The sequence below is a fragment of the Nonomuraea sp. NPDC005730 genome (genome assembly GCF_040630865.1).
Taxonomy (GTDB): Bacteria; Actinomycetota; Actinomycetes; order Streptosporangiales; family Streptosporangiaceae; genus Nonomuraea.
The window spans coordinates 211,395-231,580 of sequence record NZ_JBEXYK010000004.1; the positions used below are offsets into that span (position 1 = coordinate 211,395).

The window sequence follows — 20,186 nt, forward strand, 5'->3', positions numbered from 1 at the left end:
TTAAAGCTAAAGCCTTTAGCTGACGGGTGTCAAGCATCAAAAAGGCGGGCACGGCCGGATCGGCCGTGCCCGCAGACAGGGGTGGTCAGGAGATCGGCACCTCGTCGATCGTGCGGCGCGGGCCGGTGAACCAGTGCCTGGCCGACAGGCTCCACCACAACCAGATGCCGATCAGCACGACGCCGACCGCGATCGGCGCGTAGTTGACCGACGTCCAGGTGAAGTCCTTGTTGCCCGGCACGCCGGCCGGGGAGAACGGCATGACGAAGTAGATGGACACGATGACGATCTCGACGCAGGCGATCCAGCCCAGCACCCGGTACTTGCGGCCGAGCGTCCACGGGCCGGGACGGAAGGCGTCGCCCATGCGCAGGCGCAGCCAGATCGGGATGAGGAAGGCCAGGTAGAGGCCGATGACCGCGATCGACACGACGGCGTAGAAGGCGACCGGGGTCGTCGAGCCGGCCGGGGCGTACAGGGCGGGCAGGGTGATCAGGGCGGCGATGAGGCAGCCGGCGAGGATCGCGTTGACCGGGGTGCGGTTGCGGTCCACCTTCGACCACAGCCGCCAGCCGGGCACCGCACCGTCGCGCGAGAACGCGTACGTCATGCGCGACATCGAGGTCACGCAGCTCATCCCGCAGAAGAACTGGCCGATCGTGGAGATCGCGAAGATCGCGGTGGCCAGCGGGGAGGAGAGCGCGGTCTCGAAGATGGCGCCGACGAAGCCGGACTGCTTGTTGATCTCGTCTACGTTGGTCGCGGCGAACAGGAACGCCAGCAGCAGGATCCAGCCGCCGATCGCCGAGTAGAAGATCGACTGCCACAGGCCGCGGGCGGCCGTCCTGGCCGCGCCCTGCGTCTCCTCCGACACGTGGGCGCAGGCGTCGAACCCGGTGATCGTGTACTGGGTGAGCAGGAAGCCGAGCGGGAGCACGTACAGCCAGAAGGGCACGCCGCCGTCGCCGTCGCCGAAGCCGGAGTTGTTGATCGTGCCGCCGAACACGAAGCCGAGCGACTGGTGCTCGGACGGCGCGAAGACCAGGATCGCGACGATGACGACCGCGCCCGCGACGTGCCACCACACGCTGATGTTCTGCAGCAGCGAGATGAGCCGGTGGCTGAAGATGTTGATGAGCGCGTGCAGGATGAGGATGATCACGAACAGCAGGAACGCCTGGGGGAGCGTCCCCTCCCACGCGCCGCCGGTCAGGCGGCTGATCGTGATGTTGAGGAACGTGGCGCAGCCGTAGTCGACCGACGCGGTGACCGCGATGAGGCCGATCAGGTTGAGCCAGCCGGTGAACCAGCCGTGGATCGGCTTGCCCATGGTGGCGGCCCACCAGTAGATGCCGCCCGCCGTCGGGAACGCCGAGACCAGCTCCGACATGCAGAAACCGATGATCAGGATGAACGCGGAGATCAGCGGCCAGCCCCACGAGATGGCGATGGGGCCGCCGTTGTTCCAGGCCTGCCCGAAGGTCGTGAAGCAGCCGGCGAGGATCGAGATGATGGAGAAGGAGATCGCGAAGTTGGAGAAGCCGCTCCAGGTCCGGGCCAGCTCCTGCTTGTAGCCGAGCTCGGCGAGTCGCCTGGAATCCTCTTCGAGTGACATGAGGTCTCCCTGGGGGGCGCGGAGGACGCTCTGTTTGGTCTAGGTCTAGACCATTTCTTCCCGAGGGACAAGGTGTGACAGATGAGTTTCGATGTGGTCAGGAGAGGCCGTGTCCCGCCGGGCCGATGTCGAGCACGACCTTCCCCGTGACCGTGCGGTCGAGCTGGGCCGCGGCGGCCTCGTCCAGGCGTTCCCAGGGCACGCGCCGGCCGATCTCGACGGACAGGTCGCCCGCGGCCACGAGGCCGAGCAGGAAGGCCAGGTCGGGGCCGGGGGAGTCGACGTCGCCGAACGAGCGCATCGAGCGGGCGGGGCCGAGGGAGAAGGTCGAGCCTGGCGGGAAGACGGCCGGCTGCCCGCCGGCCCAGCCGATGCTCTGGAGGTTGCCGCCCGGCTTGAGCAGGCCCCAGGCGGTCACCAGGGTGGGGCCGCCGACCAGCTCGATCACGACGTCCACGGGGGCCACGCCGTCCAGGCCGGTCACGACGTGCACGTCCGGGCCGAGGGCCAGGGCGCGGGCGGGGGAGCTCACCGAGGCGACGACGTGGGCCCCGGCCAGCCTGGCGAGCTGCACGGCCAGCCTCCCGACCGAGCCGGACGCCCCCGTCACGAGCACGCGCGAGCCGAGGGAGACGCCGGCGGCGCGTAGTGAGCGTAGTGCGGACAGGCCGGACATCGGCAGGGCGGCGGCCACCGCCAGGTCCACCCCGTCGGGCACCACGGCGAGCGAGCCGGTGTCGAACGCCGCCCGCTCCGCCCACGCCCCCGCTCCGAACGCCGCCACCCGCGCGCCCTCGGCCGGGCCCGTGCCGTCCGCGGCGGGCCGCAGCACCACCCCGGCGGCGTCGTAGCCGAGCACGACGCCCTCGGGCAGGCGGTCCATGTGCCGCAGCTCGCTGAAGTTGACCGACGTCCGCCGTACCTCGACGAGCGCCTGCCCGGCCCCAGGAACGGGCTCGGGAACGTCGGCGAGCCGCCCCACGGCCCCCGGGCCGACCACCAGTGCGCGCATACGAAATCCTCCCGCGACCATGCGGACCGGCGGTCCGCTTCGCTGCCGGGATACTATGGGGACCGACAGTCCGCTTGCAAGGAGGGGCCTTGGTGCGATCAGACGCGACCCGCAACAGGGAGGCGATCCTGCGGGCCGCCGAAGAGCTCCTGGACGCCCACGGCGCCGAGCACATCTCGCTCGACCGGGTGGCCGCGGCGGCGGGGGTGGGCAAGGGCACGCTGTTCCGCCGCTTCGGCAGCAGGACCGGCCTGTTCCAGGAGCTGCTGGCCGAGCGCGCCGCCGCCCTGGCCGAGGCCATCGAGTCGCCCGGCTCGCCGCTCGGGCCGGGGGCGCCGCCGCGGGAGCGGCTGCTCGCGTTCCTGGACGAGCTGGCCGGGCTGGCCGAGCGCAACCTGGCGCTGTTCGCCGCGCACGAACGGGCCTGCGCGGCCGACAAATACCGCGACCCCACCTACCTGCGGTGGCACGCCCACGTGACGGCGCTGGTCGCGGCGGCGGCGCCGGGGCTCGACGCCGAGTTCGCCGCCCACACCCTGCTGGCCTCCTTCGACGCCGACCTCGCCCGGCACGTGATGGCCGAGGGCGGCGCCGACCGGCTCAGGGGCTCGGTGCGCGGCGTCGCCGAGGCCCTGCTGCGCGCCTGAGCCCGCCAAGGGGCCGGCGCGGCCTCAGGGCAGGCTGACGCGGTCGCGGGGCCGGGTTCGGGCGGTCGCGGGGCCGGGTTCGGACCCTATGCCGAGAAGGCGTCCGTGGCGGCCTGGCAGAAGGCCTTGAGGTCGTCCGGTTTGCGGCTGGTGACCAGGGTGTTCGGGCCGTCCGTGCAGACCACGACCTCCTGGTCCTTCCAGGTCGCGCCGGCGTTGCGCAGGTCGGTCTGCAGGCTCGGCCAGGACGTGAGCGTACGCCCGCGCACGACGTCCGCCTCGACCAGCGTCCAGGGGGCGTGGCAGATGGCGGCCACCGGTTTGCCGGCGTCGAAGAAGGCGTGCGCGAACCGGACCGCCTGCGGCACCGTGCGCAGGAAGTCGGGGTTGGCGACGCCCCCGGGGAGCAGCAGGGCGTCGAAGTCGCCGGGGTCGGCGTCGTCCACCGTGGCGTCCACGGCGAAGGTGTCGGCCTTGTCCAGATGGTTGAACGCCTGGATCCGTCCCGAGGACGTGGAGACCAGCCGGGGCGTGCCGCCCGCCTGCTTGACCGCCTGCCACGGCTCCGTGAGCTCCACCTGCTCGACCCCCTCGGGAGCGACCAGGAACGCGATGGTCTTGCCGTTCAACATGACTGTCCCTTCGTTTTCCCCTCCCCTATCCGGACATCAGGGAAGTATGCGCATTTACCCCTGGGGGGTATATAGTGGGCCGCGAAGCCGAGAGAAGAGGAGTTCGGGCATGGTGATCACCGCGTACCAGGTCGAGGGCATGACCTGTGGCCACTGCGTCGGCTCGGTGCGGGCCGAGGTCGGCAAGGTCGACGGGGTTCAGGCCGTCGAGGTCGACCTCGCGGCCAAGGAGATGGTCGTGACCAGCAGCGCGCCGATCGACCAGGCCGTCATCGAGTCGGCCGTCGTCGAGGCCGGCTACGAGCTGGGCGGCGGCCGGGAGCTGCTGCCGCAGGCCGGGTCGTGCTGCGGCTCGGGCGGCTGCCACTGACCTCTCAGGGGGATCGGCGCCGGGAGGCCCACAGGGTGTGCGCGGCGCCCGCGGCGGCCGCGCCGACGGCGTACCAGAGCAGGTCGGGCGGGTTGAAGGTGCTGCCCAGCAGTGGCCGCAGGACTGCCGGGATCTCGCCGAGCTGGGCGAACTCGATCGCCCAGCTCAGCCCGCCCGACCCCGCCGCGGCGACCCACGGCCGCACGCGCGGCAGCACCAGGACGACGAGCGCGTAGATCAGTACGGTGTAGAGCGCGTCACCCGCGTATTTGGGCACCGGCCCGTCCCACCACATCCGGACGGCGAGCCCTGCCACGACGGTCACGACGGCGGCGAGGAGAACGGGCAGGCGAGGCACTCGATCACGGTATTGCCAAGCGTACTGAAAATTTACACCGCGAAAGGAAACGAGAATGAAACAATTTTCCGCCACTCGTTGACACGCGGTCTCCGTATGGTGTGCCTTCATCTACACAGGAATCCCCCGCCTGAAGGTGAGGCATCATGAGGAAATGGTTCGCACGCCTGGCTGTGCTGGGCGTCGCGCTCTTAGTGGCCGGCCAAGGTGCGACGGCGGCCCAGGCCCAGGAACCTGCGGCGGGGAAGAAGATCCTACGCGTCGGCGCCACCCAGGCGATGGACTCCATGAACCCGTTCCTGGCGGTCCGGCTGGTCTCCACCGCGATCCAGCGCACGATGTACGGCTTCCTCACCGTCCCTGACTCCAAGACGCTCCAGCCCAGCCCCGACCTGGCCGAGTCGTGGACGACGTCCGACGACGGGCTCACCTGGACGTTCAAGATCCGTAACACCAAGTGGTCCGACGGCCAGCCGGTGACGGCCGAGGACGCCGCCTGGACGTTCAACAAGATGATGACGGACGAGGCGGCCAAGACGGCCAACGGGCCCGCCGTGGAGAACTTCGCGAGCGTCACCGCCAGCGGCCAGGACTTGATCATCAAGACCAAGGCCCCGCAGGCGTCCATGCTGGAGAACCCGGTCCCGATCATGCCCAAGCATGTGTGGGAGAAGGTCACCGACATGGCCAACTACGAGGCGGAGACGTACCCGACCGTGGGCAGCGGCCCGTACATCGCGGTCGAGCACAAGAAGGACCAGTACGTCAAGCTGCAGGCCAACCCCAACTACTGGCGGGGCAAGCCGAAGGTCGACGAACTCCAGTTCATCTTCTACGACAACCCGCAGGCCGCCATCGCCGGGCTCAAGAAGGGCGACATCGACCTGCTCGGCCGGATGACGCCGCCGGAGTTCCAGGCCATCGAGAACGACCCGAACATCGAGGCGTGGAACACCCAGGGCCGGCGGGCCTCGTACCTGCAGATCAACCACGGCGCCACGACCACCGACAACAAGCCCATCGGTGACGGCCACCCGGCGCTGAAGGACCCGAAGGTGCGTCAGGCGCTGCACTTCGCCATCGACAAGCAGAAGCTGGTCGACGAGGTGCAGGGCGGCCTGGCCAAGCCCGCCGACGGCTCGATCGTCCCGCCCATGTACAAGGACTTCTTCTGGGAGGCCACGGGCGAGGAGAAGGTCACCTATGACGTGGCCAAGGCGAACAAGATCCTCGACGACGCCGGCTACAAGAAGGGCGCCGACGGCGTCCGGACGATGCCCGACGGCAAGCGCAAGCTGGAGTTCCGCTTCAGCATCCACACCGACACGCCGATCGAGGACAAGCTCGCCGAGTACCTGACCGGCTTCTGGAAGGAGATCGGCATCACGCTGACCACCCAGAAGCTCGACTCCAGCAAGTTCACCGAGGAGACCGGCGTCACGGCGCTGTTCGACATCGCGATCAGCGGCTGGTCGGTCAACCCCGACCCCGAAGAGGTCCTGGCCACCCACCTGTGCAGCCGCAGGCCGGCGCCGGGCGGCGAGGGCGGCGGCACCGAGTCGTTCTACTGCGACCCGACCTTCGAGAAGCTCTACCAGGAGCAGCTCAAGGAGCTCGACCGGCCCAAGCGCGCCGAGCTGATCAAGCAGATGGAGCAGCGGCTCTACACCGACGCCCCCGTCATCGCGATCTACTACACCAACGACCTCGAGGGTTACCGCAAGGACCGGATCACCAGCATCACCCCGATCCCCGAGGACAAGGGCCTGCTGTACGGCGGCAGCGGCTACTGGCCGTTCTACACGGCCGACGTCAAGGCGACCGCGGCCGGCGGCTCGGCCTCCGACGGCGGCTCCGGCTCCAACACCGGTCTCATCGTCGGCGTGGTCGGCGGCGTGGTGGTCATCGGCCTCGTGGCCTTCCTCCTGACCAGGCGGCGCAAGAGCGCCGCGGACGAGCGCGAATGACAACACCGCTCGAAGCAGCAGAGCCCGCCGCCGTCCAGGCGGCGGGCCCTGGTGAGGACCGCCCCGCTCGCCACGGCACGCTGAAGTACGCGTTGTCGAAGGCCGGCGGGGCGCTGTTCAGCATCGCCGCGGTGATCGTCGGGACGTTCTTCGTCTTCCGCCTGCTGCCCGGCGATCCGGTGCGGAACCTGGCGCAGGGCCGCAACATGACCCCGGCGCAGCTCGACATGGAACGTCACCGGCTCGGTCTCGACAAGCCGGTGCTCGACCAGTTCCTCGACTTCGTCGGCAAGACGCTCAGGCTCGACCTGGGCACGTCGTACGAGTACAAGCGGCCGGTGCTCGACCTCATCGGCGAACGTATCGGCCCGACGCTGCTGCTGGCCGGGACCGGTCTGGTCATCGCGGTCAGCCTGGGCCTCTGGCAGGGCACCAGGGCCGGATGGCAGCGGGGGAGCCGGTTCGACCGCTTCTCCACCGGCCTGTCGCTGGTGTTGTGGTCGGTGCCGACGTTCTGGCTCGGCCTGCTGCTGATGATGGTGCTCGGCGTGGGCATCGGCCCGATCCCCGGCATCTTCCCCTTCCGCGGCATCGAGAGCGTCGACGCGCCCGACGGGTTCGCCTACGTGCTCGACGTGGCCTCGCACATGGTGCTGCCGTGCCTGACCCTGGTGGCGGTGATCTACGCCCAGTACCTGCTGGTCATGCGGTCGTCGTTGCTGGAGGAGGTCAGCCAGGACTACATCACCGTGGCCCGCGCCAAGGGCCTGCGCGACGACGAGGTACGCCGCCGCCACGCGGTGCCCAACGCCCTGCTGCCCACGGTGACGCTGGTCTTCATGCGCATCGGCTTCGTGGTCGGCGGCGCGGTCACCGTGGAGACGATCTACACCTGGCCGGGCCTCGGGCAGCTGTTCTACCGGGCGGTCCGGGTCCCCGACTTCACGCTCATGCAGGGCACGTTCATGCTCATCACCGTGGCCGTGATCCTCATGAACACGCTGGCCGACGTGCTCTACCACGTTCTCGACCCGAGGGTGAGGTCGGCATGACGAGTGTCGCTGCCACGCGCAGGCGGCAGGCGCTGACCAACTTCTGGACCGACTTCCGCAGGCACCGCGCCGGCGTGATCGGGACGGTCATCCTGCTGGTCGCCGTGGTGCTCGCGCTGGTCGCGCCGCTGTTCATCGACGAGGGCGTGACGAGCGTCATCGACGCCCCCGGCGACGAGTTCGACGCCCCCAGCCTGGCCTTCCCCTTCGGCACCGACGAGTCGGGCCGGTCGATCCTGCTGATGATCTGGTGGGGGTCGCGCGCCTCGCTGCTCATCGGCTTCCTGGCCGCGCTGCTCAGCATCGTGATCGGCATGGTCATCGGCATCGCCGCCGGGCACTTCGGCGGCTGGCTCGGCGGCGCGCTGATGCGGGTCACCGACTGGTTCCTGGTGCTGCCCTCGCTGGTGACCGCGCTGGTGCTGGCGGCCATCCTCGGCGGCAGCACGTTCACCATCATCATGGCGATCGGGGTCACCACCTGGCCGTCCACGGCCCGGCTGATCAGGGCGCAGACCTTCGCCGTCGAGGCCCGGCCCTACATCGAACGCTCCAAGGCGCTCGGCGGCGGCCACTGGCACATCACCACCCGGCACGTGCTGCCCAACGTGGCGCCGCTGCTGCTGGCCAGCACGACGCTGGAGGTGGCCAGCGCGATCGTCACCGAGTCCACGCTGGCCTTCCTCGGCGCCAGCGCGAACAAGACCTCGTGGGGCACCATGCTGCGCGGCTCCTACGACTACGGCGCGGCCAACGAGGGCGCGTGGTGGTACATCATCCTCCCCGGTCTGGCCATCCTCGTGGTCGTCATGGCGTTCACCCTCGTCGGACGGGCGCTGGAGGCCGTGCTGAACCCAAGGCTCAGGAGGGCGGCATGAGTCTCCTCGAACTGGACGACCTGTCGGTGACCTACCGCATCGCGTCGGGCGAGGTGCCCGCGGTGCGCGGCGTGTCGCTGACCCTCGACTCCGGAGCGGCACTCGGAGTCGCCGGCGAGTCGGGATCCGGCAAGTCCACGCTGGCCATGGCGCTGCTCAGGCTCCTGCCCAAGAGCACGCGCGTCGGCGGCCGGATCCTGCTCGACGGCGACGACGTCCTCACCATGAAGTGGGGACGCATGCGGGCCGTGCGCTGGGCCGAGGCCTCGATCGTGTTCCAGGGCGCGCAGCACGGCCTCAACCCCGTGCGCCGGATCGGCGAGCAGATCGCCGAGCCGCTGCTCGTCCACGGCCTGGCCAAGCCGGACGGCGCCCGCAAGCGCGTCGGCGAGCTGCTCGAACAGGTCGGCCTGCCCGCCTGGCGGGCCCGCAGCTACCCGCACGAGCTGTCCGGCGGTCAGCGGCAGCGCGTGATGATCGCGATGGCGCTGGCCTGCTCACCCCGCCTGATCATCGCCGACGAGCCGACCACCGCGCTCGACGTGATGGTCCAGGCGCAGGTCCTGACGCTGATCAAGCAGCTGATCGCCGAGCACGGCATCTCGCTGATCATGATCTCGCACGACCTGTCGGTCCTGGCCGACGTCTGCGACCAGCTCGCGGTCATGTACGCCGGCCGCGTGGTCGAGCACGGCCCCTCCCGCGAGGTGTTCCACGACGCCCGCCATCCCTACAGCCGGGCGCTGGCGGCCGCGTTCCCCACCGTGGGCGACCCGGTCTCGCGGCTGGCCCCCAAGGGGCTCGGCGGCGACCCGCCGGACCCGATGCAGCTCCCGACCGGCTGCGCCTTCCACCCGCGCTGCCCGGTCGCGCTGGACGAATGCGCGGGTCTCGACGTCGCGCTGTGGCCCGCCGGTCCCCGCCACGCCGCGGCCTGCGTGCACGTACGCTCCAAGGAGGAGGTCGAGGCTTCATGACCGAGACGCAGACCGCGGCCGAGACCGTCTCGACGGGCAAGGGCGCGCTGCTGGAGGCCCGTGACCTGCACGTCGCCTTCTCCTCGCGAGGCCGCAGCGCCCGCGCCGTCGACGGGGTCAACCTGGCGATCGGCCAGGGCGAGATCGTGGCCCTGGTCGGCGAGTCGGGCTGCGGCAAGACCACCCTGGCCCGCACGCTGCTCGGCCTCGAACGCCCCACGTCCGGCGAGGTCCGCTACGACGGCTCCGTGCTGCACTACGGCTCCAAGGCGCTCAAGTCCTACCGCCGTCAGGTCCAGCTCGTCCTGCAGGACCCGATGGGCTCGCTCAACCCCCGCCAGACCGTCTACGAGGCGGTCGCCGAGGGGCCGCGCATCCACGGCCTGCCCGACGAGGAGCAGATCGTGGCTTCGGCCCTGTCCAGGGCCGGGCTGCGACCGCCCGAGCGGTTCTTCCTGCGTTACCCGCACGAGCTGTCCGGCGGTCAGCGGCAGCGGGTCGTGATCGCCGGCGCGCTCGCCCTCGACCCGAAGGTGCTGATCGCCGACGAGCCCGTGGCCTCGCTCGACGCCTCCGTGCGCGGCGAGATCCTGGCGCTGATGCTCAAGCTCAAGACCGACCTCGGCCTGTCGGCCCTGGTCGTCACCCATGACCTCGGCCTGGCCTGGAACATCGCCGACCGGGTCGCGGTCATGTACCTGGGGCGGATCGTCGAGTCGGGGCCGGTGGAGCAGGTGCTGACGGCGCCGCGCCATCCGTACACGCAGGCGCTGATGTCGGTGTTGCCGGAGTCGCCCGAGCGGATCGTGCTGTCCGGTGAGCCGCCGGACCCGACCAGGGTGCCGGGTGGCTGCCGGTTCCATCCCCGCTGCCACGTGCTGGCCTCCGGCCGCGCGGCGGAGGCGGGCGTGGACGCGGCCTGCCGGTCGCAGGCGCTGAGCATCCTGCCCGCGGTCCCCGACGCCCAGGCCGCCTGCCACTACGCGGCGGTCACCGGGTAGGTCACCCGCGGAACGCGTCGGCGTGCTCGCGCGCCCACTCGGCGAAGTCACGCGCGTCCCGGCCGGTGATCTCCCGGACGGTCGGGACGACCGTGTAGCCGACCTCCGGCGTGTTGCCCAGCGCGCCGACCAGGAACTCGATGGTCTGCTCGCCCATGCCGTCGGCGCGCCACTTGGCCCGTGCCTCGTCCACGGTGAGCTCGACGAACCCGACGTCCCTGCCGACTGCCTCGGCCAGGACGGCGACCTTCTCCCGCAGGGTGATCGCGCGGGGGCCGGTCAGCACGTACGTCCGGCCGCCGTGCCCGCCCTCGGTCAGGACCTTCGCGGCCACGGCGGCGATGTCCCGCTCGTGCACCAGGGCGCTCAACCGGTCGCCGAACGGCTCCTTGATGACGCCTTCCGTCCTGATCGTGTGCGCCCACCACTGGAGCGTGTTGGCCATGAACTCGACCGGGTGGAGCAGCGTCCACTCCAGGTCGGTGGTGGCGAGCGCCTGCTCGAGCGCGCCGTCCTCGCGGCCGCCGAGCACGGTGACCCGGCGCACGCCCGCGTTGACGGCCAGCTCGGCGAGCCGGGCGCCGTCGGGCAGCGGGGCGTAGTCGTCGCCGGCGAAGTTGATGAAATGCACCCCGGTGACGCCCTCGAAGGCGGCGGCCAGGGAGGCCGGCTCGGCGAGATCGCCGCCGACGACCTCGACGCCCTCGGGGAGGGCGGCCTTGGCGGGGTTCCTGGTCAGCGCGCGGACCTGTCGGCCGGCCTGGAGGAGCTCCTCGACGACGAGGCGGCCGACGGTCCCGGTGGCACCGGTGACGAGGATGGTCATGTGAACCCCACTTCTTTCGGAACGGAACGTTCTGCTCTTACTATAGCAGAACGGAACACTTCATTCCATATAGTTCTTGAGCCGGATCGCCACGGCCGCCCGGTGGATCGCCCCGGCGATCCGCTCGACGACCTTCTCCCTGCCCGGCAGGTACGGCAGCAGCCTGAGCATCCTGAGCTGGAACCACAACGCCAGCCGTGAGCCCATCACCATGCCCCTGACGTTCACCGGGCCGAGCTCCTGGTTGACCCGGACGAACTCCCGCATCTCCCGCTCGTAGCCCGCTGCGCCGCCGCCCCCGGCCAGCTCGCCCGCCAGCACGTACGCGCCCACGATCGCCAGGCTCGTGCCCTGTCCTGAGGCCGGCGAGGCGCAGTAGGCGGCGTCCCCGAGCAGCACGACCCGGCCCTTCGACCAGCTGTCCATGTGCACCTGGCTGACCGAGTCGAAGTAGAAGTCGTCGGCGTCGCGCACCGCGCCGAGCAGCGCCGGCACCTCCCACTCCACCCCCGCCATGGCCTCGGCCAGCAGGTCCTTCTGACGGCCGGTGTCGCGGTGGTCGTAGGACAGCGGCTGCGAGGCCCACATGAACAGTGCCTTGGCGGCGCCGTCCTGCCGGGTGCTGTAGACGTTGGCGGTGCGGCCGGGGGCGGCGTGCACGGCCTCCTCGCGGTCCAGGCCGAGGGTGTTGGGGACGGTGCAGATCGAGATGTGGTAGCCCAGGTCGCGGACGTACCGGGCGTCCTCCCCGAACACGATCCTGCGGATGTTGGAGCGCATCCCGTCCGCGCCGACGATCAGGTCGAACCGGCGGGGCGCGGCGTGCTCGAAGGTGACCAGGCCGTCGTCGGAGACGGCGGTGACGGAGTCGCCGAAGAGGTACTCGGCGTCGTCACGGGTGAGGTCGTACAGGAGCTCGTTGAGGTCGCCGCGCATGATCTCGGCGTCGTCGCCCGCGCGCCCGCCGAACAGGTCGGCGTCCATGGTGGCCACCGCCCGCCCCTTGCGGTCGTAGTGGGTGGCGACGCGCATGCCGGTGCTGCGGGCGGTGACCGCGTCCAGCAGGCCCATGCGCCCGATCACGTCGAGGGCGGCGCCGCGGATGTCGACCTTGTAGCCGCCGGTGCGGACGGCGGGAGCGCGCTCGACGACGGTGACGGTGCAGCCGTGGCGGCGCAGCCAGTAGGCCAGCGAGGTGCCGGCGATGCTCGCGCCGGAGATCAGGACGTTCTTCATGCCGAGAACGGTACACACGTCTCAGACGCTTGTCTAGGACGAGATTTTCAGACGTCCGTGTTACCGTCTGGGCATGGGAAACAGGGAAGACCTGCTGGCCGGGGCGAAGCGTTGCCTGATCGAGAAGGGCTACTCGCGTACCACCGCGCGCGACATCGCGACCGCGTCGGGCGTGAGCCTCGCGGGCATCGGCTACCACTTCAGGTCCAAGGACGCGCTGATGAACGAGGCGCTGTTCGAGGTGATGCAGGAATGGGGCGACGACCTGGCGCGGACGCTCGTCGCCGACGCCGAGGAGGGCGCGTCACCGCTGGAACGGTTCGAGGCGGCCTGGGACCGGGTGGTGGAGTCGTTCGACCGGCTGCGGCCGCTCTGGATCACCCAGCTTGAGCTGCTCGGGCAGATCGATCACGTGCCGGAGGTGCGCGAGCAGCTCGTCCCGGCGATCAAGGAAGCCCGGCTGGGGCTCGCCGAGCTGTTCCAGGACGTACGGGCGGAGACGGACCCCGAGCGGGCCAGGCTGGTGGGCTCGTTGTACCAGGCCATGCTGACGGGGTTCCTGGCGCAGTGGCTGCTCGACCCGGACAGCGCGTTGTCCGGTCGCGAGGTGGCCGAGGCCCTGCGCCTGGTGGGCGGCTCGTGAACCGGGCCGGGGGTTAGAAGGCGCTTATCGTGGCGGGGGCGCGCTCGGCCCTGCTGAGGGTGCGGATGACGGCGGTCGCGCCGTGCCGGTGCACCGCCAGGCGGGCCAGCAGCTCCACGACCGGCTCGTTGATCGACGACGGCAGCTCCGGCGTCTCGGCGCCCACGCTGGCGGCCAGGTCGTCGGAGTGCACGACCAGCTCCATCACCCTGGTGAGCAGGAAGTCGTCGAGCCGCAGCGACCAGCCGACCCACGGCAGCCGCACGACCCGGTCCGCCGGCTCGGCGGGCAGCTCGGTCAGCAGCCGGTCCAGCAGCGCCTGCGTGCGCTCGACGAGCGCGGCGTGCCCGTCCGCGGCGGCCGCCTGGCCGCCCACCCGGACGCTGACGTTGCTCTCGTGGTCGAGGCCGGCCTGCACCCACGGCGACCTGGTGTAGTGCTCGATGAGCGGGATCGGCGTCCCGGGTTCCTCGCCGGAGTCGAGCACGTCGATGACCCGGACGATCTGGTGGGCCAGGTGCCCGGCCAGGCCCGCGACGCTGAACTCGGTCAGCGCGCTCGGCTTGTCCCACGCCGCCCGGACGGCCGGGTCACGCAGCAGCGACATCGCCGACGCCGCGGCCACCAGATAGGACTGCCTGATCTCCCCCATATGCCGCCCTTTCCCCGGTTCCGGTGGTAACTCGGGGCCAAGACTATCCCTCGGCGATCTGCGGAGGGCCGCCGTCCTGCCCACTGAGACGGGGACGGGCTCAGGTCTCGTCGGGGCCCTCCGCCAGCACCTTCCCGATGGCCGACCGGACGAAGGCGCGGGTCAGCCGGCCCCTTCTGAAGCGGCTCAGCACCGGGCGCGGTGTGCCGTACCGGCGGGCGCGCACGTCGGCCAGGACGACCTCCGGCGCGCCCATCCCGGCCAGCACGTCCAGGGCCTCCCGCTTGGTGATCAACCGGCCCTCGTGCAGCGTGACCGAAGCCCTGGCGACGGTCAGCAGGCCGAGATCCACCCAGACGTCCCGCAGCCAGCGCCGCCGCCCTCTGGTCTTGTCCAGCCAGAACTCGCGCAGGTCCGTACGGACGAAGTCGGCCAGCACGGCGTCGGAGACGGCCGGCAGCAGCTCGGCGGGCGGCGGCCCGTGCAGCACGAGCGGGGCCGTGTGCAGCTCGCGGCGGGTCACCGCCGTCACCGGGCGGCGGAAGATCTGCTCGTGGGCCCACGTCACGTGCTCGACCCGCGGGTCCGCCAGCTCCTCCAGCGGCAGGTAGGAGCAGTGGAGGAGGTCGGCGAGCGGCAGGTCGAGCCCGCGGTGCAGGCCCTTGATCCGGCGCCACTGCTCCATCGTGACCGGCGTCTCGACCACCGCGATCAGGTCGAGGTCGCTGCGCCCCGGCTGGTAGTCGCCGGCGCCCAGCGAGCCGTGCGCCCACAGTGACACCAGGGGCACGACCTCGCCCACGCCGTCTCGGAACCGCCGGAGCAGGACGTCTGTGGCCGCATGCATGATGTCCACTATGATCCATTCCCGGCCGTCCCGGAAGATCACCGGGGCGGGCCGTCAGGACGTGCCGAACAGAGCGCTCACCGACTCGCCGTCGTGGATCCGCCGCATGGCCTCGGCCAGCGCCGGCGCGATCGACAACACGGTCAGCTTGTCACTCGGCTTGGGCGGCGGCACGGTGTTCGTGCAGACGATCTCCATGACCTCGGGGAAGGCGCTCAGCCGCTCGATCGCCCCGCCCGCGAACAGCCCGTGCGTGCACGCCACGCGGACGGAGTTGACGCCCTGCTCGCGCAGCCGGTCCAGCAGCTCGATGACCGTGCTGCCCTTGGCGATCTCGTCGTCCAGGATGATCACGTCCTTGCCCGCGACCTCGCCGATGACCGAGCTGATCACCACGCGGTCGTCGGCGAAGCGCTGCTTGGCGCCCATCGCGACGCCCGTGCCGAGCAACCGGGCGAAGTGCGCGGCCTCCTTGGCGTTGCCCAGGTCTGGGGAGACGACGACGGCGTTCGACAGGTCGTAGCGGCGGAAGTGCGCGGCCAGCTCGCGCAGCGCGTGCAGGTGGTCGACCGGCACGCTGAAGAAGCCGTGCACCTGCGGCGAGTGCAGCGTCATGGCCAGCACCCGGTTCGCGCCCGCGGCCACCATCAGGTCGGCGACCAGGCGCCCGCCGATGGAGATGCGCGGCGCGTCCTTCTTGTCCGATCTGGCATAGGCGTAGTGGGGCAGCACCACGGTCGTCCTGGCCGCGGACGCGCCGCGCGCCGCGTCGATCATGAGCAGCAGCTCGACCAGGTTCTCCTGCGTCGGCGGCACCAGGGGCTGGATGAGGAACACGTCGCGCTCGCGGCAGTTGGCCTGGAGCTGCACCTCAAGCGCGTCGTTGGCGAAGCGGGCGACCTTGACGGGGTGGAGCGGGGTTCCGAGATGGGAGCAGATCTCCTCGGCCAGCTCGGGGTGGGCGCTCCCAGAAAAAACCGTGATGTCTCGCACGATTCCCAAAGGATAGCTTCACGGGCTCACGTAGTGGTGGAGCAGGGCGGGTTCGCCCGCGGCGTTGAGCCATCGCGCGCGGGTGCTGCCGACGCGCCGCCAGCCCAGCCGCTCGTAGAGCGCGACGGCCGCCCGGCCCTCGTCGGAGACCTCCAGGAGGACGGGCGTCCCGGCGGCCGTCCGCACGGTGTCCAGCAGCAGGGGGGCCAGCCCGCGGCCCCGGGCGGCGGGCACGACGAAGAGCCGGGTGACCTGCGGGCCCTCGTCGGTGCCGGCCAGGCCCACGTGGCCGAGCACCCGGCCCGCCTCGACCGCCACCCAGGCGCGCAGGAGGTCGCCCGGAGTCAGCCAGCCCTGCGGGTCGGCCGGCCAGTCGACGGGGTAGCGGTCGGCGGCCTGCACCAGGGCCAGGGCCTCGACGCAGGCGTCGAGATCGGCCGGCGTCCGGGGGCGGACGCTCATGCCGTCGCTCGTCACGTCAGCGCCTCCACCGTGAGCGCGTCGAGGTCGGGCAGGACCTGCCAGGCGAGTGCGAGGGCGTCGTCGTCGGGCGGGTAGCCGGGATGCGGCACGGCGATCACCCGCATGCCGGCCGCGTGCGCCGAACGCAGGCCGTTGCTGGAGTCCTCGACCGCCACGCAGTCCTTCGGGTAGATCTCCAGCCGCCGGGCCGCCTCCAGGTAGCCGTCGGGGGCGGGCTTGCCGCGCCCGACCTCCTCGGTCGAGACCGTGGTCACGAAGTACTCGCGCAGCTCGGACGCGTCCAGCACCACGTCGATCAGCCGCCGCGGTGACGAGCTGGCCAGGCCGAGGGTGAAATGTCCGGCCAGCCGGCGCACGGCCTCGCGGGCGCCCGGCAGCAGCGGCACGCCGTCCTGGTAGCGCTCGGCCATCTGGTCGACCACGCCCTCGGCGATCTCGTCGGGCGCCAGGCGCACCCCCAGCTCGTGCAGGTACGCCGCCCACTCGCCGGTGCTCATGCCCATCAGCCTGGACTGCGTGTCGGGCCGCCAGGTGCCGCCGTGGTCGGCGACGAAGGCGCGCCGCACCTGCTCCCAGACGGGCTCGGAGTCGACGAGCACGCCGTCGAGGTCGAACACGCACGCTTCCATGACCACCCCCGATGAGATCAGCTTGGAACCACCCAATCACACCGTCCGCGCCGCTACGCCGCCGCTCCCTGTCCTTATTGCCCGAGTTTCATGCTATTGGGGCTGGATATTGAGCTACGAGCGTCCATTCAGGGGCATGCGAGCAGACATGGCAGACCTTCCATTTCATGACACAGGCGACTTCGAGGACGCCGATCGCGGCTTCATCGCGAAGTTGACCCCCGCCGTGGTCAAGTCGCGGAACGGCGAGGTCGTCTGGGACAACGACTCCTACGCCTTCCTCAACGCCGAATGCCCCGAAACCGCCCATCCCAGCCTGTGGCGGCAGGGCCAGCTCTGCGCCAAACAGGGCCTTTACGAGGTCGCCGACGGCATCTACCAGGTACGCGGCCTGGACCTGTCGAACATGACCCTGGTCGAGGGCGACATCGGCGTCATCGTCATCGATCCGCTGGTCTCCACCGAGTGCGCCGCCGCCGCGCTCGCGCTCTACCGCCGCCACCGCGGCGACCGCCCGGTCACCGGCGTCGTCTACACCCACAGCCACGTCGACCACTTCGGCGGCGTCCGCGGCGTCACCGACGGCAACGTGCCGATCCTGGCCCCCGCCGGCTTCATGGACCACGCGGTCTCCGAGAACGTCTACGCCGGCCCCGCCATGAACCGCCGCGCCGGCTACATGTTCGGCCTCGCCCTGCCGCACGCCCCGCACGCCCAGATCGGCTGCGGCCTCGGCATGACCTCCTCGACCGGCACCACGTCCCTCATCCCGCCCACCGTGGACGTCAGCCGCACCGGCCAGGAGGAGATCGTGGACGGGGTGCGGATCGTCTTCCAGCTCACCCCCGGCACCGAGGCCCCCGCCGAGATGAACTTCCTCTTCCCCGACCGCAATGCCCTGTGCCTGGCCGAGAACGCCACCCACAACCTGCACAACATCCTCACCCTGCGCGGCGCCCAGGTGCGCGACGCCCGCGTCTGGGCCCGATACCTGTCGGAGACCCTCACGCTGCTCGCCGACCGGGCCGAGGTCGCCTTCGCCTCCCACCACTGGCCGACCTGGGGAAGAAGCAACATCGTCCGGTTCCTCCGGGAACAGCGAGACCTGTACGCCTACCTGCACGACCAGACCCTGCGCCTGCTCAACAAGGGCCTGACCGGCGCCGAGATCGCCGAGCAGATGCGGGTGCCGCCCGCGCTGGAACAGGTCTGGCACACCCACGGCTACTACGGCTCGGTCAGCCACAACGTCAAGGCCGTCTACCAGCGCTACCTCGGCTGGTACGACGGCAACCCCGCCCACCTGTGGGAGCACCCGCCCAGGGAGAGCGCGATCCGGTACGTCGAGTGCATGGGCGGCGGTGCGGCCGTCGTGGCCTTCGCCCGCCGGTACATCGAGGAGAACGACCTGCGCTTCGCCGTCCAGCTGCTGAACCACGCCGTCTTCGCCGACGAGGGCAACAAGGCGGCCAGGGACCTGCTGGCCGAGGTCTACACCCGGCTCGGCCAGGGCGCGGAGAACGGGACGTGGCGCAACTCGTACCTGACGGGGGCCATGGAACTGACCGAGGGCATCGCGCCCACCCGCGTCACCACCACCTCGCCCGACCTGGTCGCGGCCCTGACCGTGGAGCAGATCTTCGACTCCCTGGCCATCCGCGTGGACGGCCCCAGGGCCTGGCACGAGAGCCTGTCGATCGACTGGCACCTGACGGACCTGGGGGAGCTGTACCGCACCACGCTGTCCAACGGCGTGCTCGTCCAGCGGCTGAACCCGCCCGAGGAGCCCGTGGACCTGACGCTCCGCCTCACCAGGGCCCAGCTCCTCGGCCTGCTGGCCGGGAAGGGCGTGGAGGGGGTGGAACGGGAGGGCGACATCACGGCGCTCCAGCGGCTGGTCGCCGTGCTCGACTCACCGGCCCGCGACTTCGCCATCGTGACCCCGTGAGCCGCCGACTCCACGAGCCGCCGACTCCACGAGCCGCCGACTCCACGAGCCATCGACTCCACGAGCCATCGACTCACGGGTCTCTGACCTCATGAGTCATCGACCCACGAGCCTCGGACCCCGTGAGTCACCGAAACCGGGCGCCCTCCGCGGGGGCCCATGGCACGCCGGTCCCGCCCATGTGGCCGTCGGGGCACACGGGCGTCGCGGACCGGCTCTCAGAGTTTGTACAGCTTGTTGAACGGCGTCGTGATCCGTTCCTGCCGGGATCCGAAGTCGACCAGAACGGCGACGTCGTCCTCCACACCGATGACGACACCGAGGCCGAATCGGTCATGGCTCACCCGGTCGTTCATGTCGAACTGCTCCGCGGGTGGCGCCGGAGGCGGCGGTTTGAAGGGACTTGTGGGCAGGTGACGACGAGAATCGCCGCTGGCTCGCTTCATCTCCTCCAGTATGCGCCCACCGAGTGAATACTTTGTGGCGTTCACACCTGTATGGACGCGGCGCGCGAGCGCGGAACCGTCGTCGTGGGCAGGCGTACGAACCGCAAAAAGGCCGGCAGCAGCCACGGACGCCGCCCCCAGACCGCCACCTTGCCCGTGAGCGCGGCCCGCGTCCTGGACATCCGGCCGAACAGCAGCAGGTTCAGCGCCGCCGGGTCGAACCGCACGTGCGCGTCCACCTGCGGCCCCATCTCGGCCACCGACACCCGTCCGTGATCGAGCGCCAGCGCCGCCGGCGCGGTGTGCGCGGAGTGGAACCCGACGGTGATCCGGCGGGGCGGGGCGGGCGTCCCGGTGTCCATCAGATGTCCGTAGTCGTTCCTGATCATCCCGATGAGGAACAGGTCGAAGAACAGCCCGGCGTCCCGCGCGGGCACCGACCAAGGGGTACGGGTCGCGCGGGCGATGTCCCAGCCGTGCAGCAGCAGCTCGTTCAGCAGGTGGGCCAGCACGCCCGCGACGGGCACCCGCGCGTCGCCCAGCCACGGGACCGGCGTCGCCGGATCGACCTCGGCGCCGGCGCGCAGGATCTCCCGGACGTCGCCGCGCAGCCGCTCGGCCAGGACGACCGGGTCACGCTCCGGGAAGTGCTCGAACGCCAGCTCGTTCAGGGCGCTCACCGTGTCGACGTTCGCGCCGAGTATCGGCTCGGCCAGCTCCGGGAACGGCGTGGTCACGTCGCCGCGCACCACGCAGGTGTAGAGCGAGGCGATCGCGGTGACGTGGGCCGCGGTCTCGGCGACGGTCCACTCCCTGGTCGCCATGGCGTGGGGATCGACGATGGAGACCAGCTTCGCGAACCGGTCGGTGGCCGCCTTGAGCGAGCCGCGCACCGACGCCCATTTGCCGTACGTGATGAGCTCGTCCATGTTCTCTCCAGAGGTCCACGATCACGCTAACCCGGGTGACCTGGG

22 protein-coding genes are annotated in these 20,186 nt (G+C 70.7%); 9 read left to right on the top strand and 13 right to left on the bottom strand.

The window, feature by feature from the left end:
- Nucleotides 1–85: 85 nt before the first annotated feature.
- Entirely contained in the window at nucleotides 86–1,615 is a 1,530-nt protein-coding gene (locus tag ABZ444_RS08460) for an amino acid permease (protein ID WP_357994329.1), read from the bottom strand.
- A gap of 97 nt (nucleotides 1,616–1,712) precedes the next feature.
- Nucleotides 1,713–2,627, bottom strand: coding sequence for a zinc-binding dehydrogenase (locus ABZ444_RS08465; RefSeq protein ID WP_357994331.1), 915 nt, complete (start codon nucleotides 2,625–2,627; stop codon nucleotides 1,713–1,715).
- 92 nt (nucleotides 2,628–2,719) lie between these two features.
- On the opposite strand from ABZ444_RS08465, the gene ABZ444_RS08470 reads away from it, so the two are divergent.
- The gene (locus ABZ444_RS08470) at nucleotides 2,720–3,274 is read left to right on the top strand and encodes a helix-turn-helix domain-containing protein (protein ID WP_357994333.1); all 555 of its coding nucleotides are present in this window, start codon (nucleotides 2,720–2,722) and stop codon (nucleotides 3,272–3,274) included.
- A gap of 86 nt (nucleotides 3,275–3,360) precedes the next feature.
- Here ABZ444_RS08470 and ABZ444_RS08475 read toward each other — a convergent pair whose 3' ends face one another.
- On the bottom strand, nucleotides 3,361–3,906 hold the full coding sequence (locus ABZ444_RS08475) for a type 1 glutamine amidotransferase domain-containing protein (protein ID WP_357966912.1): 546 nt from the start codon (nucleotides 3,904–3,906) through the stop codon (nucleotides 3,361–3,363).
- Nucleotides 3,907–4,015: 109 nt separating this feature from the next.
- On the opposite strand from ABZ444_RS08475, the gene ABZ444_RS08480 reads away from it, so the two are divergent.
- Entirely contained in the window at nucleotides 4,016–4,276 is a 261-nt protein-coding gene (locus tag ABZ444_RS08480) for a heavy-metal-associated domain-containing protein (protein ID WP_357994335.1), read from the top strand.
- Nucleotides 4,277–4,280: 4 nt separating this feature from the next.
- Here the strand turns inward: ABZ444_RS08480 and ABZ444_RS08485 are convergent, their stop codons facing one another.
- On the bottom strand, nucleotides 4,281–4,634 hold the full coding sequence (locus ABZ444_RS08485; protein WP_357994337.1) for a DUF2809 domain-containing protein: 354 nt from the start codon (nucleotides 4,632–4,634) through the stop codon (nucleotides 4,281–4,283).
- A gap of 146 nt (nucleotides 4,635–4,780) precedes the next feature.
- Between ABZ444_RS08485 and ABZ444_RS08490 the strand changes: the two genes are divergently transcribed.
- From ABZ444_RS08490 to ABZ444_RS08510, 5 genes are read left to right on the top strand one after another with little or no spacing between them, the layout of a single operon-like run.
- Complete coding sequence (locus ABZ444_RS08490; RefSeq protein WP_357994339.1) at nucleotides 4,781–6,601, top strand: ABC transporter substrate-binding protein; 1,821 nt, start codon at nucleotides 4,781–4,783, stop codon at nucleotides 6,599–6,601.
- On the top strand, nucleotides 6,598–7,653 hold the full coding sequence (locus ABZ444_RS08495; RefSeq protein WP_357994341.1) for an ABC transporter permease: 1,056 nt from the start codon (nucleotides 6,598–6,600) through the stop codon (nucleotides 7,651–7,653). The genes ABZ444_RS08490 and ABZ444_RS08495 overlap by 4 nt, the downstream gene beginning before the upstream one ends.
- Nucleotides 7,650–8,531: an ABC transporter permease gene (locus ABZ444_RS08500; RefSeq protein ID WP_357994343.1), complete on the top strand. Its 882-nt coding sequence runs from the start codon at nucleotides 7,650–7,652 to the stop codon at nucleotides 8,529–8,531. Before ABZ444_RS08495 ends, ABZ444_RS08500 begins: the two co-directional genes overlap by 4 nt.
- Nucleotides 8,528–9,508: an ABC transporter ATP-binding protein gene (locus ABZ444_RS08505; protein WP_357994345.1), complete on the top strand. Its 981-nt coding sequence runs from the start codon at nucleotides 8,528–8,530 to the stop codon at nucleotides 9,506–9,508. The genes ABZ444_RS08500 and ABZ444_RS08505 overlap by 4 nt, the downstream gene beginning before the upstream one ends.
- Entirely contained in the window at nucleotides 9,505–10,509 is a 1,005-nt protein-coding gene (locus ABZ444_RS08510) for an ABC transporter ATP-binding protein (protein WP_357994347.1), read from the top strand. The genes ABZ444_RS08505 and ABZ444_RS08510 overlap by 4 nt, the downstream gene beginning before the upstream one ends.
- A 1-nt stretch (nucleotide 10,510) precedes the next feature.
- Here ABZ444_RS08510 and ABZ444_RS08515 read toward each other — a convergent pair whose 3' ends face one another.
- Nucleotides 10,511–11,335 carry an NAD(P)H-binding protein gene (locus ABZ444_RS08515; protein ID WP_357994349.1) on the bottom strand — a complete coding sequence of 275 codons (825 nt, stop codon included), beginning with the start codon at nucleotides 11,333–11,335 and terminating at the stop codon, nucleotides 10,511–10,513.
- A gap of 60 nt (nucleotides 11,336–11,395) precedes the next feature.
- Complete coding sequence (locus tag ABZ444_RS08520) at nucleotides 11,396–12,571, bottom strand: FAD-dependent monooxygenase (protein WP_357994351.1); 1,176 nt, start codon at nucleotides 12,569–12,571, stop codon at nucleotides 11,396–11,398.
- Nucleotides 12,572–12,644: 73 nt separating this feature from the next.
- Here ABZ444_RS08520 and ABZ444_RS08525 point away from each other — a divergent pair, with 73 nt between their 5' ends.
- Nucleotides 12,645–13,214 (top strand): TetR/AcrR family transcriptional regulator, encoded by a 570-nt coding sequence (locus tag ABZ444_RS08525; protein ID WP_357994353.1) that lies wholly within the window; start codon nucleotides 12,645–12,647, stop codon nucleotides 13,212–13,214.
- A 13-nt stretch (nucleotides 13,215–13,227) separates the two neighbouring features.
- Here ABZ444_RS08525 and ABZ444_RS08530 read toward each other — a convergent pair whose 3' ends face one another.
- From ABZ444_RS08530 to ABZ444_RS08550, 5 genes are all read right to left on the bottom strand, one after another.
- The gene (locus ABZ444_RS08530) at nucleotides 13,228–13,866 is read right to left on the bottom strand and encodes a maleylpyruvate isomerase N-terminal domain-containing protein (protein ID WP_357994355.1); all 639 of its coding nucleotides are present in this window, start codon (nucleotides 13,864–13,866) and stop codon (nucleotides 13,228–13,230) included.
- A gap of 100 nt (nucleotides 13,867–13,966) precedes the next feature.
- Nucleotides 13,967–14,713: a nucleotidyltransferase domain-containing protein gene (locus ABZ444_RS08535; RefSeq protein WP_357994357.1), complete on the bottom strand. Its 747-nt coding sequence runs from the start codon at nucleotides 14,711–14,713 to the stop codon at nucleotides 13,967–13,969.
- A gap of 54 nt (nucleotides 14,714–14,767) precedes the next feature.
- Nucleotides 14,768–15,706 carry a ribose-phosphate pyrophosphokinase gene (locus ABZ444_RS08540; protein WP_357994359.1) on the bottom strand — a complete coding sequence of 313 codons (939 nt, stop codon included), beginning with the start codon at nucleotides 15,704–15,706 and terminating at the stop codon, nucleotides 14,768–14,770.
- An 18-nt stretch (nucleotides 15,707–15,724) separates the two neighbouring features.
- Nucleotides 15,725–16,183 carry a GNAT family N-acetyltransferase gene (locus tag ABZ444_RS08545; RefSeq protein ID WP_357994361.1) on the bottom strand — a complete coding sequence of 153 codons (459 nt, stop codon included), beginning with the start codon at nucleotides 16,181–16,183 and terminating at the stop codon, nucleotides 15,725–15,727.
- Nucleotides 16,180–16,806, bottom strand: a complete 627-nt coding sequence (locus tag ABZ444_RS08550) for an HAD family phosphatase (RefSeq protein ID WP_357994363.1) — start codon at nucleotides 16,804–16,806, stop codon at nucleotides 16,180–16,182. Before ABZ444_RS08550 ends, ABZ444_RS08545 begins: the two co-directional genes overlap by 4 nt.
- A 160-nt stretch (nucleotides 16,807–16,966) precedes the next feature.
- Here ABZ444_RS08550 and ABZ444_RS08555 point away from each other — a divergent pair, with 160 nt between their 5' ends.
- Entirely contained in the window at nucleotides 16,967–18,766 is a 1,800-nt protein-coding gene (locus ABZ444_RS08555) for an alkyl sulfatase dimerization domain-containing protein (RefSeq protein ID WP_357994365.1), read from the top strand.
- Nucleotides 18,767–18,984: 218 nt separating this feature from the next.
- Here ABZ444_RS08555 and ABZ444_RS08560 read toward each other — a convergent pair whose 3' ends face one another.
- A complete protein-coding gene (locus ABZ444_RS08560) occupies nucleotides 18,985–19,212 on the bottom strand; it encodes a hypothetical protein (RefSeq protein ID WP_357966952.1) in 228 nt (75 codons plus the stop codon).
- A 41-nt stretch (nucleotides 19,213–19,253) separates the two neighbouring features.
- Nucleotides 19,254–20,141 (bottom strand): maleylpyruvate isomerase N-terminal domain-containing protein, encoded by an 888-nt coding sequence (locus tag ABZ444_RS08565; protein WP_357994367.1) that lies wholly within the window; start codon nucleotides 20,139–20,141, stop codon nucleotides 19,254–19,256.
- Nucleotides 20,142–20,186 lie beyond the last annotated feature (45 nt).

Coding starts and splice junctions, on each gene's coding strand:
- ABZ444_RS08520 (WP_357994351.1), bottom strand. CDS start 12,571: ATGAAGAACGTCCTGATCTCCGGCGCGAGCATCGCCGGCACCTCGCTG.
- ABZ444_RS08460 (WP_357994329.1), bottom strand. CDS start 1,615: ATGTCACTCGAAGAGGATTCCAGGCGACTCGCCGAGCTCGGCTACAAG.
- ABZ444_RS08535 (WP_357994357.1), bottom strand. CDS start 14,713: ATGCATGCGGCCACAGACGTCCTGCTCCGGCGGTTCCGAGACGGCGTG.
- ABZ444_RS08555 (WP_357994365.1), top strand. CDS start 16,967: ATGGCAGACCTTCCATTTCATGACACAGGCGACTTCGAGGACGCCGAT.
- ABZ444_RS08500 (WP_357994343.1), top strand. CDS start 7,650: ATGACGAGTGTCGCTGCCACGCGCAGGCGGCAGGCGCTGACCAACTTC.
- ABZ444_RS08475 (WP_357966912.1), bottom strand. CDS start 3,906: ATGTTGAACGGCAAGACCATCGCGTTCCTGGTCGCTCCCGAGGGGGTC.
- ABZ444_RS08505 (WP_357994345.1), top strand. CDS start 8,528: ATGAGTCTCCTCGAACTGGACGACCTGTCGGTGACCTACCGCATCGCG.
- ABZ444_RS08490 (WP_357994339.1), top strand. CDS start 4,781: ATGAGGAAATGGTTCGCACGCCTGGCTGTGCTGGGCGTCGCGCTCTTA.
- ABZ444_RS08515 (WP_357994349.1), bottom strand. CDS start 11,335: ATGACCATCCTCGTCACCGGTGCCACCGGGACCGTCGGCCGCCTCGTC.
- ABZ444_RS08510 (WP_357994347.1), top strand. CDS start 9,505: ATGACCGAGACGCAGACCGCGGCCGAGACCGTCTCGACGGGCAAGGGC.
- ABZ444_RS08480 (WP_357994335.1), top strand. CDS start 4,016: ATGGTGATCACCGCGTACCAGGTCGAGGGCATGACCTGTGGCCACTGC.
- ABZ444_RS08565 (WP_357994367.1), bottom strand. CDS start 20,141: ATGGACGAGCTCATCACGTACGGCAAATGGGCGTCGGTGCGCGGCTCG.
- ABZ444_RS08530 (WP_357994355.1), bottom strand. CDS start 13,866: ATGGGGGAGATCAGGCAGTCCTATCTGGTGGCCGCGGCGTCGGCGATG.
- ABZ444_RS08495 (WP_357994341.1), top strand. CDS start 6,598: ATGACAACACCGCTCGAAGCAGCAGAGCCCGCCGCCGTCCAGGCGGCG.
- ABZ444_RS08560 (WP_357966952.1), bottom strand. CDS start 19,212: ATGAAGCGAGCCAGCGGCGATTCTCGTCGTCACCTGCCCACAAGTCCC.
- ABZ444_RS08525 (WP_357994353.1), top strand. CDS start 12,645: ATGGGAAACAGGGAAGACCTGCTGGCCGGGGCGAAGCGTTGCCTGATC.
- ABZ444_RS08465 (WP_357994331.1), bottom strand. CDS start 2,627: ATGCGCGCACTGGTGGTCGGCCCGGGGGCCGTGGGGCGGCTCGCCGAC.